9 protein-coding genes are annotated in these 13735 nt (G+C 70.3%); 5 read left to right on the top strand and 4 right to left on the bottom strand.

The annotated features are described in order from the left end of the window. Window positions 1-250: 250 nt before the first annotated feature. The gene (locus tag AC1RLW_RS18040; protein ID WP_062472076.1) at window positions 251-1138 is read right to left on the bottom strand and encodes a LysR family transcriptional regulator; all 888 of its coding nucleotides are present in this window, start codon (window positions 1136-1138) and stop codon (window positions 251-253) included. 263 nt (window positions 1139-1401) lie between these two features. On the opposite strand from AC1RLW_RS18040, the gene AC1RLW_RS18045 reads away from it, so the two are divergent. After that, window positions 1402-4947 carry an indolepyruvate ferredoxin oxidoreductase family protein gene (locus AC1RLW_RS18045; RefSeq protein WP_493194298.1) on the top strand — a complete coding sequence of 1182 codons (3546 nt, stop codon included), beginning with the start codon at window positions 1402-1404 and terminating at the stop codon, window positions 4945-4947. Window positions 4948-4972: 25 nt separating this feature from the next. Here the strand turns inward: AC1RLW_RS18045 and AC1RLW_RS18050 are convergent, their stop codons facing one another. Then, window positions 4973-6442 carry an HD domain-containing phosphohydrolase gene (locus tag AC1RLW_RS18050; RefSeq protein WP_493194299.1) on the bottom strand — a complete coding sequence of 490 codons (1470 nt, stop codon included), beginning with the start codon at window positions 6440-6442 and terminating at the stop codon, window positions 4973-4975. A gap of 150 nt (window positions 6443-6592) precedes the next feature. Between AC1RLW_RS18050 and AC1RLW_RS18055 the strand changes: the two genes are divergently transcribed. Then, the gene (locus tag AC1RLW_RS18055; protein WP_493194300.1) at window positions 6593-7207 is read left to right on the top strand and encodes a DUF308 domain-containing protein; all 615 of its coding nucleotides are present in this window, start codon (window positions 6593-6595) and stop codon (window positions 7205-7207) included. Here AC1RLW_RS18055 and AC1RLW_RS18060 read toward each other — a convergent pair. Then, entirely contained in the window at window positions 7176-8150 is a 975-nt protein-coding gene (locus AC1RLW_RS18060; RefSeq protein WP_493194302.1) for a metallophosphoesterase family protein, read from the bottom strand. The genes AC1RLW_RS18055 and AC1RLW_RS18060 overlap by 32 nt on opposite strands. Window positions 8151-8247: 97 nt before the next feature. Further along, window positions 8248-10038: a SulP family inorganic anion transporter gene (locus AC1RLW_RS18065; RefSeq protein WP_493194303.1), complete on the bottom strand. Its 1791-nt coding sequence runs from the start codon at window positions 10036-10038 to the stop codon at window positions 8248-8250. A gap of 207 nt (window positions 10039-10245) precedes the next feature. Here AC1RLW_RS18065 and AC1RLW_RS18070 point away from each other — a divergent pair, with 207 nt between their 5' ends. The 3 genes from AC1RLW_RS18070 to AC1RLW_RS18080 are packed head-to-tail and all read left to right on the top strand — an operon-like array spanning window position 10246 to window position 13715. Next, window positions 10246-11487, top strand: coding sequence for a 3-methyl-2-oxobutanoate dehydrogenase (2-methylpropanoyl-transferring) subunit alpha (locus AC1RLW_RS18070; RefSeq protein WP_493194305.1), 1242 nt, complete (start codon window positions 10246-10248; stop codon window positions 11485-11487). A 5-nt stretch (window positions 11488-11492) separates the two neighbouring features. Further along, a complete protein-coding gene (locus AC1RLW_RS18075; RefSeq protein WP_062472230.1) occupies window positions 11493-12506 on the top strand; it encodes an alpha-ketoacid dehydrogenase subunit beta in 1014 nt (337 codons plus the stop codon). Beyond that, window positions 12507-13715 carry a dihydrolipoamide acetyltransferase family protein gene (locus AC1RLW_RS18080; RefSeq protein ID WP_493194307.1) on the top strand — a complete coding sequence of 403 codons (1209 nt, stop codon included), beginning with the start codon at window positions 12507-12509 and terminating at the stop codon, window positions 13713-13715. Window positions 13716-13735: the final 20 nt, after the last annotated feature.

The raw sequence follows: 13735 nt of genomic DNA on the forward strand, positions 1-13735 counted from the left end.
GCTACTTTAGAGAAGAGCGCAGCGCAGTGGCGCTTTCGTGCGGCACGAAGTCCCGACGAGCGCCAACAAATGCAGCTTCCGCAATGCGCCGCACGCGGGCCTTACGAGCGCCGTGCCAATCCGCAGCAGCGCTGAACACGCTCACGTCGATGGGGTGCCTTGCGCAGCGAAATCAAGGAGGAGGCCGAAGGCTGGGGGACATTCGCGGAGCAAGGTGCCCCATCGGCGTGAGCGTCGCCCCGAATGACTCTTAGGGCATCCCTCGCGCCAGCAGATGGTCCACCAACCGACGCTGCGGAAAACTCAACGCCTCCTGCCGCGTGCACAGGTACATCCGGCGTGACGCCCACGCATCGGTGAGGTTGATGAAACGCAGCTTCATCTCCTTGCGGTAGGTCACCGCCGCCCCCTCGGGCAGGATGCCCACGCCCATTCCCGCTTCGATCATCCGGCACACGGCCTCGAAGCTCTTCACGCGCACACGCAGGCGCAGCACCTTGCGCGCGCTCATCGCGGCGTCTTCCATGGTGCGGGAGATGGCCGAGTCGTCTTCGAGCCCCACGAAATCGAAGTCGAGCAGTTCTTCGAACGACACCTCGCGCCCGCGCCACGGATGCTTCTGGCGCACGATGGCCACGAGCCGGTCGGTGCGGTACGGAATGAAGTGCAGCGCCGGGTCGACCGCCTCGCTGGTGATCACACCCACGTCGGCCTGACGGTCGCGAATCGCCTGCACGATGTAGACGCTGCGGTGCTCTTCCACGCTCACGCGGATCTCGGGGTAGCGCAGCCGAAAGCTGGCCACGTCGTCGGGCAGGAACTGGCCCATGGCCGACGCGTTGGCGTGCAGCCGCACGCGGCCGGTGGCGCCCTGCGCGTAGTCCGACAGGTCGGCGCGCATGCGGTCCACGTCGCGCAGGATCTGGCGCGCATGCATGGCCAGCGACTCGCCCGCACCCGTGGGCGTGACGCCCTTCGAGGTGCGGTTGAGCAGCCCCACGCCGAGCTGGCTCTCGAGGATGGCCAGGCGCCGGCTCGCGGCCGACAGCACCATGTGGCTCTCGGCGGCCGCCTTGGACAGGCTGCCGTGCTCAATGGCGCGCAGGAACAGCGCCAGCGAATCCAGGTCGGGTCTCATCGGGTCCTCGGTCGATCGGGCGGACATTGTCGGGCCTGTGCGGTTGTGAGCGCATGGCCGAAGGCCTTTCGGCGAATCGACGGCGCCGGCGATGGTTCTTCCGGAATGCGGGTTTCCCCGTCGAAACGAAGAAGCACTTTCGGGCCAGGGTGCGAAAGAATCGTCGCTGTCTCGGCGGCAACCCCGGCGAGGCGTTTCGCGGGCTGGCCCTCTACCGGGGCCTCGCCCGCATTCCACGAGTCCTACCCGGAGTCTTTTCTCTCATGGCAACCCACGAACTCGCCAGCGTTGCGCTGGACGACAAATACACGGCCACCGAAGGCCGGATCTACCTCAGCGGCATCCAGGCGCTGGTGCGCCTCATGCTCGTGCAGAAATGGCGCGACCAGCAGGCCGGCCTGAACACCGCGGGCTTTGTCTCGGGCTACCGCGGCTCGCCGCTCGGCGGCCTGGACGAGGCGCTGTGGAAAGCCCAGCTCCAACTCGAGGCCAACGCCGTCAAATTTTTGCCCGGCGTGAACGAAGAGCTGGCCGCCACCGCCGTGTGGGGCACGCAGCAGGTGCACCTGACCGGCGAGAGCGCGGTCGATGGCGTGTTCGCCATGTGGTACGGCAAAGCGCCCGGTGTGGACCGCTGCGGCGACGTGTTCAAGCACATGAGCCACGCGGGCACGTCGCCCAAAGGCGGCATCCTGCTGGTGGCAGGCGACGACCACGGCGCGTCTTCCTCTACCCTGCCCAACCAGAGCGACCACCTGTTCGCCGCCTCGATGATCCCCATGCTCTACCCGCAGAGCGTGGAGGAATACATCGAGCTGGGCCTGCACGGCTTTGCGATGTCGCGCTTTGCCGGCCTGCCGGTCGGCTTCAAGGCGCTGGCCGACACGGTGGAGTCGTCGGGCTCGATTGCCGCCGGCGCGCTCGACGTGCACACGCGCCTGCCGAAGGACTTCGCGTTCCCGCCCGGCGGCGTGCATGCGCGGCTGTCGACCGACACGCTCGGCGTGCAGGCGCGCAAGCAGGAAGCGCTGATGCAGGACTACAAGATCTACGCCGCCATCGCCTACGCGCGCGAGAACCGCCTGAACCGCGTGACCATCGATTCGCCCCAGGCGCGGCTGGGCATCGTGGCCTCGGGCAAGTCGTACCGCGACGTGCTCGAGGCGCTGGAAGAACTGGGCATCGACGCCGACGAGGCCGCGCGCATCGGCATCCGGCTGTTCAAGGTCTCGATGCCCTGGCCGCTGGAGCCCGACTCGATCCGCGAGTTTGCCGACGAGCTCGAAGAAATCCTGGTGGTCGAGGAGAAGCGCCAGATCGTCGAGTACCAGCTCAAGGAGCACCTGTACAACTGGCGCGAGAACGTGCGCCCGCGCGTGATCGGCAAGTTCGACGAGCAGGGCGAATGGGGCGCGCACCCGCGCGGCCAGTGGCTGCTGCCGGCCACGGCCGACTTTTCGGTGGCGCAGATCGCGCGCGTCATCGCCGGGCGCGTGGCGCGTTTTCACACCAGCGACCGCATCCGCATGCGGCTGGCGATCCTCGACGCGAAGGACGTGGTGCTCGGCAAGGCCGTGGCCACGCCCTCGCGCCCGGCCTGGTACTGCGCGGGCTGTCCGCACAACACCTCGACCAAGGTGCCCGAAGGCAGCCTGGCGCTCGCGGGCATCGGCTGCCACGTGATGGCCACCGCCATCTACCCCGAGCACAACCGCACCACCACGCACATGGGCGGCGAAGGCGCGCCGTGGCTGGGGCAGGCATGGTTCTCCAAGCGCAAGCACGTGTTCGCGAACCTGGGCGACGGCACCTACTACCACTCGGGTTCGCTGGCGATTCGCGCGGCCGTGGCGGCGGGCGTGAACATCACCTACAAGATCCTCTACAACGACGCGGTCGCGATGACGGGCGGGCAGCCGGTCGACGGGCCGATCACCGTGCCACGCATCGCGCACCAGGTGGCGGCCGAAGGCGTGAAGCGCATCGCGCTGGTGGCCGAAGACCCGACGCGCTGGGCCGACCGCAGCCTGCTGCCGCCCGACCGCGACGGCCTCTTTGCACTGAGCGTGCACCACCGCGACGACATGGACGCGGTGCAGCGCGAGCTGCGCGGCTTCGAGGGCGTGTCGGTGCTGATCTACGACCAGGTGTGCGCGGCCGAGAAGCGCCGCCGCCGCAAGAAGGGCGAGTTTCCGCAAGCCGCGCGGCGCGTGTTCATCAACGACGCGGTGTGCGAGGGCTGCGGCGACTGCGGCGAGCAGTCGAACTGCACCGCCCTCCTACCGAAGCAAACCGACCTGGGCCTGAAGCGCAGCGTGGACCAGAGCGCGTGCAACGCCGACGAGTCGTGCATCAAGGGCTTCTGCCCGAGCTTCGTCACGGTCGAAGGCGTGAAGCCGCGCAAGCACGCCCCCGTGGCCGTGAAGGCCGCCGAGGAACCCGCCCTGCCCGCGCCGGTGCCGCTCGCGCTGGACGGCATGCACAACATCCTCATCACCGGCATCGGCGGCACGGGCGTGATCACCATCGGCGCGCTGATCGGCATGGCGGCGCACCTCGAAGGCAAGGGCGTGAGCGTGCTCGACATGACGGGCATGTCGCAGAAGAACGGATCGGTCACGTCGCACGTGCGCATCGCGCGCGACGCGGCGCAGCTGAAGGCGCAGCGCATTCCCACCGGCGAGGCCGACCTGATCCTGGGCTGCGACATGCTCACGGCCGGCGCACCCGACGCCATCGCGCGCATGCGGCCGGGCCGCACCTACGCGCTGGTCAACACCTTCGAGCAGCCGACGGGGCACTTCGCGCAGCAGCCCGACTGGCAGTTCCCCGCCGCGCAGGTGCGCGCGCTCATCGAGGAATCGGTCGAAGGCCGCGCCGACTTCATCGACGCCACGCAACTGGCCACGCGCCTCATGGGCGACGCCATCGCGGCCAACCTGTTCCTGCTGGGCTTCGCGTTCCAGAAGGGGTTCGTGCCGCTGTCGGCGCAGGCGCTCGACAAGGCCATCGAGATCAACGGCGTGGCCGTGAAGGCCAACCAGGCCGCGTTCCGCTGGGGCCGCAAGGCGGCGCTCGACCTCGCGGCCGTCACGCGCCAGGCTGCGCCGGCGCAGGTGGTGTCACTGCAGAAGCCCCAGAGCTTCGAAGCGCTGGTGGCGGACCGCACCGCGTTCCTGACCGCGTACCAAAACGCGGCCTACGCACGCGGCTACGCAGACCTCGTCGAACGCGTGCGCGACGCCGAACAGCGCACGCGCGGCAGCACGGTGCTGGCCAAGGCCGTGGCCTCGGGCCTGTTCAAGCTCATGGCCTACAAGGACGAGTACGAGGTGGCGCGCCTGTACGCCGACCCGCGCTTCATGGAGAAGCTCGGCGAGCAGTTCGAAGGCAAGCCGGTGCTGCGCTTTCACCTGGCACCGCCGGTGCTGGGCCGGCGCGACGCCGAAGGCCGCGCGGTCAAGACCAGTTTCGGCCCGTGGATGCTCGGCGCCTTCCGCATGCTCGCGAAGCTGCGTGGCCTGCGCGGCACGGCGCTCGATCCGTTCGGGCGCACCGCCGAGCGCCGCATGGAGCGCCAGCTCGTCGCCGACTACCGCGCGATGGTCGAAGACCTGCTCGCGCGCTTCGAGCGCATCGACTTCGACACGGCCCTGTCGCTGGCGCGCCTGCCGGAGCAGATCCGCGGCTTCGGGCACGTGAAGGAAGAAAGCATCGTGTCGGCGCGCGTGCGGTGGGAGATGCTGCGCGGACAGCTCGATGCTGTGGCGCCTGCGCGGGCCGCTCGGGCGGAGCCGGTGGCCGCCTAGTCGATGGAGCGGCCGGCGCGGCCCGCTACAGCAGGCCTCTGGCAGAGGCCTTCAGCGTGGCGGCCGCGCGGGTCGAGCAACCGAGCTTGCGGAACACACGCTCGACGTGCGTGCGCACCGTGCTCGCACTGATGCCCAGCGCACGCGCGACCTGCTTCGTGTTGTCGCCCTGGCTGATGCAACGCAGGACGTCCAGCTCGCGCTGGGACAGCGACGCGTCGTCCTGCGCGGGCACCACGGGCTTCGCAGGCGTGCCCGAGAGCGCGCAGGTGAGCAGCGCGCCGACGACCTCCGCGTCGAAGCGGCCGGCCTCGACGTCCGCCTGCATGCGATCGCGTGCCTGGGCGTCGGTCAGTTCGGGTCGCCACGGACGGCGGGTGCGGTGCGACACCCACTGCTCGGCCGCCGCGACGACCTGCCCTTCGAGCGGCATCGACGCGCCGGAGCGACCACGGAAATAACCGGAACCATCGCGCCGCTCGAAGGCGAACGAGGCGACCTCTGCTTCTGCCGCGAGACCGTCGATCTGCCCCGCCGCGCGCGACGTCCAATACGGCACGAGCCGCAGGCGCTCCATCGACGCGGCCGGCAGCGGCTCGGGCGCATTCCAGATGACGTTGGGCACCGCGGCCCGCCCGATGCCGTGGATCAGGCCGGCCCGGTGGATGCGATGGCACATCGCTTCGCTCATGCCCAATTGGGCGCCGCAGTCGCGCGCCAGGCGGGCGACGCGCCGCGAGTAGCCCGTCATCCACGGCAGCTTGAGGTCGCTCACATCGCCGACGAGTTCCAGCCCGACGCGCCGACGCATCGACACCGGCGGATCGGCGGCTTCGCTCCACGGCGCGGGCGACGCATCCAGCCGCTTCAACCACGCCGCAGCATGCGGTGCGCAGGCGTCGACCAGGAAGCCGGGGTAGAGGCTGTCGGCGCGCCCCCGCGCGAGCGTGAGGGCTTCGTCGAGCCCGTAGAGGCGACTGAAGATTTCCAGATCGCTCGCCAGGGCTACGACGTAGGTCGCCAGCGGCACGCCCTCGCCCTGCAGCAGGCCAGGGACGCCGCTGCCGTCGTAGGCCTCGAAGACGGCGCGCAGTGCGGCTTCGGCCTCGGGCCCCAGGCCGAGCATGTTCGCGATGTCGCCGGCAATCTCGCAGTGGATCTGGGCCATCGCCACGACGGCCCCGGGAATGGACGCCTGGTGGGGCTGGCGCAGGCGCGGTTGAGCAGAGGCCAGAAGGGCTCGCCGACCCAGCACGTCGTCTTCCAGGAAGTCCGCGAACTCCTGCGCGTTCGCCGTGCAGCCCGACCAGCGCAGCAGCGCCACGTGTTGCGCGACCTCGGCCTGCGCCGCGTTGCAGCCGGCCTGCGCCGCGATCACGCCGGCCAGCCAGGCGGTGCGCAGCGAATGGTCGATGGGCTGGCCCATGCTCAGGTCGCCGATGAAGGCGAGCGCGCGGGCCGCGTCGAAAGCGGTGAGGGTGGTGTCTTCGGGCATGGGATCGCGGAGGCGAGCGCGCAGCATCGCACAGCCGCCGGTGGGGCGCGTGTCGGTCATTCGACCGATACCGTGGTCCGGGGGAACGCAGAAGAATCGTTGCACCCGCCTCGTGCGAGGCGCGCCCCCTCCTCCTACCCCCACCCCTTCATGTCCGACATCATCCGACCCCCTCTGCAGCCAGCCGCCTGGCTGCGCAAGCTCTACTTCACCCGCGCGGCCTTTTCCTTCGTGTGGGTCGCGCTGGCCTTCAGCGTCGCCAGGCAGTCGCCGGTGCTGACGGCGATCCTGCTGGTCGTCTATCCGGCGTGGGACGCGCTGGCGAACCTGGTGGACGCCCGGATGACCGGCGGCCCCTGGGCCAACCCCAGCCAGATGCTGAACACCTGGATCAGCGCGCTGGTCACCGTGGCCGTGGTGGCCTCCCTGGTGCTCGGACTCCAGATCGGCCTGGCCATCTTCGGCGCCTGGGCCATCGTGTCGGGCCTGCTGCAGCTGGCGACGGCCGTTCGCCGCCGAAAGCGCCACCGGGGGCAGTGGGTGATGATGCTGAGCGGCGCGCAGTCTGCGCTGGCCGGCGGCCTCTTCATCGCACGGCAAGGCACCGACGCCCCGGTCCTGCAGACGCTCGCAGGCTATGCAGCGGTGGGCGCCGTGTACTTCCTGATCTCCGGCCTCGTGATCCTGCTTCGCAAGCCGCAGGAGCGGCCCGTGAACCCGCTCCCGGCCGCGCCTACAGCATCTTCCACTTCTTGCGGTCGATGACGCGGCGGCGCGTGTCCATGTTCAGCTGCGACAGCTCGATGTTCACCTGGTCCTTCGTGATGTCGACCAGCCCCCAGTTGCATTGCAGCGCGCCGACGGTGACGGCCGTGCGCAGCGCGGCGCCGGAGGACGTGGCCTCGAACAGGCTCCAGGGGCCGGCCGGCCACGGCACGGCGAAGCGGTTCTCGTGCACGTCGCCGCTGAGGATGAGGATGCGGCGCTTCTCCGCGAGCTTGAGGATCGCGGCGTGCTCGGCCGCGCAATCCATCCAGGTCTCGCCGTGGCGGGCTTCGAAGGTGAGGCCGCTGGCGATCAGGTGCACGGTCTTCTCGTCCGAGTCTTCGATGGCCTTCTTCAGTTTCTTCATCTGCGCGCTACCGAGCACCGCCGTCGCGCCGCCCTTGGTCTTGTAGCTGCGGCCGTCGGTGAGGTGCAGCATCACCGGACCATCCGCATCGCCGACATTGCTCAGCATGAGGGGCCGGTAGCCAGGTTCGGGAACGCCCGAGGCCCAGGGATCGCCGGCCTTGGGAAAGGTCTTCGGATCGTTTGAATCCAGCGCCTTGCGGTATTCCTGGAACGCCGCGCGGGTCGGGTCCAGCAGGTGCCGGTAGGACGGCTGTCCCTCGATCTGCGCACCGCAGGCGCCGTTCCACAGAAAGTCGTGGTCGTCCCAGATCGGATGGATCTGCAGGTCGGTCTTGCGCACGAGCTTGGCGAACTCCTTCTGGTTCAGCTGGTCGCGCAGCCGGCCGAAGGCGTGGACCGCGAAGTCGTTCGCGCCCATGGCCTTGACCGCACCCATGCTGGAGCCGTCCGCGTCGTAGTAGGCCGAGTCGCCCAGCAGCACCAGGTGCGTGGCGCCGGACGCGCCCACCTGGGCCCAGACAGGTTGTTCCTTGAAGGTCTGGGCACTGAAGCAGGAAGTAAAGGCGATCTTCATCGGGAGGCTCCTCGTTGTGGGTGCGCGGATGCTAGGAGCCGCCCCGAAACGTCGCCTCCCCCATCCATGGGAGGCGCATGCCGCGGGCCGCAAGGGCTCAGCGCCCCTCGTCTTCCCAGTCGACCCACTCCACCGGATGGGTCTTGAGGTACCCGCTGACGGCGGCACCGACGGTCGGAAAGAACGCGGCTTCGCCCAGCCGCGCGAAGAGCCCGAAGCGCTTCAGCTTGTCCTTGACGGGGTCCTTCATCTCGGCAAAGCACAACTGGATGCCGGCGTCGCGCAAGCTGTCGACCAGCTCGGCCAGCATGTCGGCGGAGGTCACGTCCACGCTGGTGACGGGCTCTGCCGCGACGACCAGCCAGCGCACCGGCACGGGCGACGACGCGATGGCGTCGCCCACCCGGTCGCGGAACAGCTCGGCATTGGCGAAGAACAGCGGCGCATCCCAGCGAAACAAGACCAGGCCCGGGATGAGGCGCGCGTCGGGATAGCGCGTGATGTCGTGGTAGCCCTTGACGCCGTCGGCACGCCCCAGCACCGCGGAATAGGGGCGCCAGGCATCCCACAGGAATTCGATGACCGCGATCACGATGGCCAGGCCGATGCCCTCGACGGCGCCCAGCACGACCACGCCGACCGTGCAGGCGATCGACAGCCAGAACTCCCAGCGCTGGATGCGGTAGATCCGCCGCAGGTCGGCAATCTCGATGAGGCCGATGGCCGATGCGATGACGACCGCGGCCAGTGCGCTGGTGGGCAGGTTCTTCAGCAGGTCCGGCGCCGCCACCAGCAGCAGGGCAACGGCCAGCGCGCCGACGACGCCGGTCAGCTGGGTCCTGGCGCCCGCGGCCTCGGCCACGGGGGTGCGCGACGAACTGCTGCTGACGGCAAAGCCCTGGAAAAATCCGGCCGCCAGGTTGGCGGCGCCCAGCGCCACCATCTCCTGGTTCGGGTCGACGTGCGTGCGGGTGCGCGCCGCATAGACCCGGGAGAGCACGCTGGTGTCGGCGAACGAGACGAGCGCGACGGCGCAGCCGCCGATCAGCACGGGGCCGATGTCGGCGGCCGTGATCCATGGGATGCCGAACGCCGGCAGGCCCTGCGGGAGGGCGCCGAGCACCGGCACTCCCTCGCGAGCTGCCAGGCCCAGCACGCCAACAACGACGGTCGCGCCCACCACGGCGATCAGGATGCCCGGCACGCGCCGGCGGCCCTTGAGCAGCAGGATGACGGCCAGGGTGCCCGCGCCGACCATGAGCGTGGTCGCGTGGGTCTTGCCCTCCATCACCGACACGGCGATGGCCTTCAGGGTCGCCAGCGGTGCGTCGCCCTCGACCGAAAAACCCAGGAGCCTGGGCAGCTGGCTGATCAGCACGGTCAACGCGATGCCGTTCATGTAGCCGTAGCGGATCGGCTTGGAAAGCAGCTCGGTGACGAAGCCCAGGCGCGCAACGCCCGCGAGGATGCACACCGCGCCCGACACGATCGCCATCAGGCCCGCCAGGGCGATGGCGCGCTGCGGGTCGCCGCCCGACAGCGGAAGGACGACGGCCAGGATGAGGGCCGCCAACGAGGAATCCGGGCCCAGCACCAGGATCCGGCTGGGGCCGAACACGGCGTACGCGAGCAGCGCGACGATGGTCGCGTAGAGGCCGTGGATGCCGGGGACACCCGACGCCTGCGCATAGGCGATGCCGACGGGCACCAGCATCGTGGTCAGCACCAGCCCGGCCACGATGTCGTGCCGCAGCCAGGCCAGCTCGTACCCGCGCAGCGTGCGCAGTCCCGGCAGCCAGCGGCGCCACCCGGCCGCATCGGCGGCCTTCGCCCGCGGCGCACCGCGGCCGGGTTCGGAAAGAGGAGGTGGAGGTTCCAGGTTGTTCATGCGCCGCGGGCCACAGGGTGGACGGACAGTGCAGAGGCGCGCCGGGAAAGGCAAGGGGGAAGACACGGGTGCCGGCGCGGGCCGCGCGCCCCTCCCCGCCCCTGCGCCTAGGGCGCCCGCGAAACACGCGCTTGACCGGCTGCGCCCGCGCCCGAAATTCGCTAGGCTGTGGTGGCGCGCGATGCCATCGAGCGCGGAGACAACGCGATGAGCCAAGGCACATCTCTTCGTCTGCATGTACCGGAGCCCACCGGGCGGCCGGGGCACGAGACCGATTTCTCCTACCTGCACCTGTCGCGTGCCGGCGAGGTGCGAAAACCCCCGGTCGACGCATCGCCGGCCGACACCAGCGACCTGGCCTACACGCTGGTGCGCGTGCTCGACGACGAAGGCCGCGCCGTCGGCCCGTGGGCGCCGCCGGCCGACCCCGAGCTGCTGCGCCGCGGCCTGCGCGCGATGATGAAGACACGCGCCTTCGACGCCCGCATGCTGATCGCGCAGCGGCAGAAGAAGATCTCCTTCTACATGCAGTGCCTGGGCGAAGAGGCCATCGCCACCGGCCACGCGCTGGTGCTGCAACAAGGCGACATGTGCTTTCCCACCTACCGCCAGCAGGGCCTGCTGCTGGCGCGCGACGACGTGACGCTGCTGGAGCTGACCTGCGAGCTGATGTCCAACGAACGCGACCCGCTCAAGGGGCGTCAGCTGCCGGTGTGCTATTCGATGAAGCGGGCCGGCTTCTTCTCGATCTCGGGCAACCTGGCCACGCAGTTCATCCAGGCGGTGGGCTGGGGCATGGCCTCGGCGATCAAGGGCGACACGCGCATCGCCTCGGGCTGGATCGGCGACGGCGCCACCGCCGAGTCCGACTTCCACACGGCGCTGACCTTCGCGCATGTCTACCGCGCGCCGGTGATCCTCAACGTGGTCAACAACCAGTGGGCGATCTCCACCTTCCAGGCCATCGCCGGCGGCGAGGCCACCACCTTCGCGGCGCGCGGCGTGGGCTGCGGCATCGCCTCGCTGCGCGTCGACGGCAACGACTTCCTCGCGGTGCTGGCGGCCTCGCGCTGGGCGGCCGAGCGCGCCCGCAGCAACCTGGGGCCGACGCTGATCGAGTGGGTCACCTACCGCGCCGGCGCGCATTCGACCTCGGACGACCCGTCGCGCTACCGCCCGGCCGACGACTGGGCGCATTTCCCGCTGGGCGATCCGGTCGCGCGCCTGGCACAGCACCTGACGGCGATCGGCGCCTGGTCGCAGCAGGAGCACGCGCAGACGCAGGCCGACATGCAGGCGCAGGTGAACGCCGCGGTGAAGGAGGCCGAGCGCTTCGGCTCCATGGCCGACGGGCATGTCGCGGGCGACGCCGCCCTGTTCGAGGACGTCTACAAGGACATGCCCGAGCACCTGAAGCGCCAGCGCGAACAGCTGGCGTCCGAGGGGTGACGGCCATGGCCTCGATGACCATGATCCAGGCCCTGCGCTCCGCCATGGACGTGATGCTCGAGCGCGACGACAACGTGATCGTCTACGGCCAGGACGTGGGCTACTTCGGCGGCGTGTTCCGCTGCACCGAAGGCCTGCAGGCCAAGTACGGCCGCTCGCGCGTGTTCGATGCGCCGATCAACGAGGGCGGCATCGTCGGCTCGGCCATCGGCATGGGCGCCTACGGCCTGCGCCCGGTGGTTGAAGTGCAGTTCGCCGACTACGTCTATCCTGCCTACGACCAGATCGTGTCGGAGGCGGCGCGCCTGCGCTACCGCTCGGCGGGCGATTTCACCGCGCCGATCACCATCCGCATGCCCTGCGGCGGCGGCATCTACGGCGGCCAGACGCACAGCCAGAGCCCGGAGGCCCTGTTCACGCACGTGTGCGGGCTGCGCACGGTGATGCCTTCCAATCCGCGCGATGCCAAGGGCCTCCTGATCGCCTCGATCGAGAACGACGACCCGGTCATCTTCCTGGAGCCCAAGCGGCTGTACAACGGCCCGTTCGACGGCCACCACGACCGGCCGCTGGTGCCCTGGTCGGCGCATCCGCTGGGCGAGGTGCCCGAGGGCTACTACACGGTGCCGCTGGAGTCGGCCACGGTGTTCCGCCCCGGCGCCGACCTGACGGTGATCAGCTACGGCACCATGGTCTTCGTCTGCGAAGCGGCCGCGCGCGAGACCGGCATCGACGCCGAGATCATCGACCTGCGCAGCCTGTGGCCGCTGGACCTGCAGACGCTGGTCGCCTCGGTGAAGAAGACCGGCCGCTGCGTGATCGTGCACGAGGCCACGCGCACCAGCGGCTTCGGCGCCGAGCTGACGGCGCTGGTGCAGGAGCATTGCTTCCACCACCTGGAAGCGCCGATCGGGCGCGTGGCCGGCTGGGACACGCCCTACCCGCATGCGCAGGAGTGGGCCTACTTCCCCGGCCCGGCGCGCGTCGGTGCGGCCTTGCGCCGCGCCATGGAGAACTGAATGGGCACGCTCACGATCAAGGTGCCGGACCTGGGCGAAGGCATTGCCGAGGTGGAGCTGGTGGCGTGGCGCGTGCAGCCCGGCGACACGGTGGCCGAAGACCAGGTGCTGGCCGACGTGATGACCGACAAGGCCACCGTCGAGATTCCCTCGCCGGTCGCGGGCCGGGTGCTCGCGCTCGGCGGCGAAGTGGGGCAGCAGATCGCGGTGGGCGCGGAGCTGATCCGGATCGACGTGGCGGGTGGCGGCGAGGCGCGGGAGGCGGTGCCGACCGTATCGGCGCCGGCGCCTGCAGTGCCTGCACCGGCACCGGCCGAACGCGCGCGCGCCTCAGGCAGCAAGCCGCTCGCCGCGCCCGCGGTGCGCCATCGGGCGGCGGTCCTCGGCATCGATCTGCGGCAGGTGCCGGGCAGCAGCGCGGACGGCCGCATCCTGCACGAGGACCTCGACGCCTGGCTGCTGCGCCGGCCCGGTCCGCCGGCGCCGGATGCCGCGCGCTACGCCGAGCGCCACGACGAGGAGGCCGTGCCCGTGACCGGCGTGCGCCGCCGCATCGCGCAGCGCATGCAGGACGCGATGCGCCGCATTCCGCACTTCACCTACGTCGAGGAGGTCGACGTGACCGAGCTGGAGCTGCTGCGCGCCCGGATCAACGAACGCTGGGGCGGCGAGCGGGCGCACCTGACGCTGCTGCCGCTGCTGGTGCGCGCGGTGGTGCTGGCGGTGCCGCGCTTCCCGCAGATCAATGCCCGCTTCGACGACGAGGTGGGCGTGCTCACGCGCCACGGCGCGGTGCACGTCGGCATCGCGACCCAGACGGCGGCCGGCCTCATGGTGCCGGTGCTGCGCCACGCGGAGGCGCGCGACCTCTGGTCGAGCGCGACCGAGATCGCCCGGCTGGCCGACGCCGCGCGCGCGGGCCGGGCCACGCGCGACGAGCTGAGCGGCTCGACCCTCACCGTCACCAGCCTGGGCGCGCTGGGCGGCATCGCCTCCACGCCGATCATCAATGCGCCCGAGGTGGCGATCGTCGGCGTCAACCGCATCGTGCAGCGCCCGGTGATGCTGGGCGGCGCTGTGGTCGCGCGCCGCATGATGAACCTGTCCTCCTCCTTCGACCACCGCGTGGTCGACGGCCAGCTGGCGGCCGAATTCGTGCAGGCCGTGCGGGCTTCGCTCGAATGCCCGGCGCTGCTTTTCATCGAGTAGCCGCCCCGCACAGGCCTCAC

It is taken from the genome of Variovorax sp. GW822-FHT04A09, assembly GCF_058801005.1.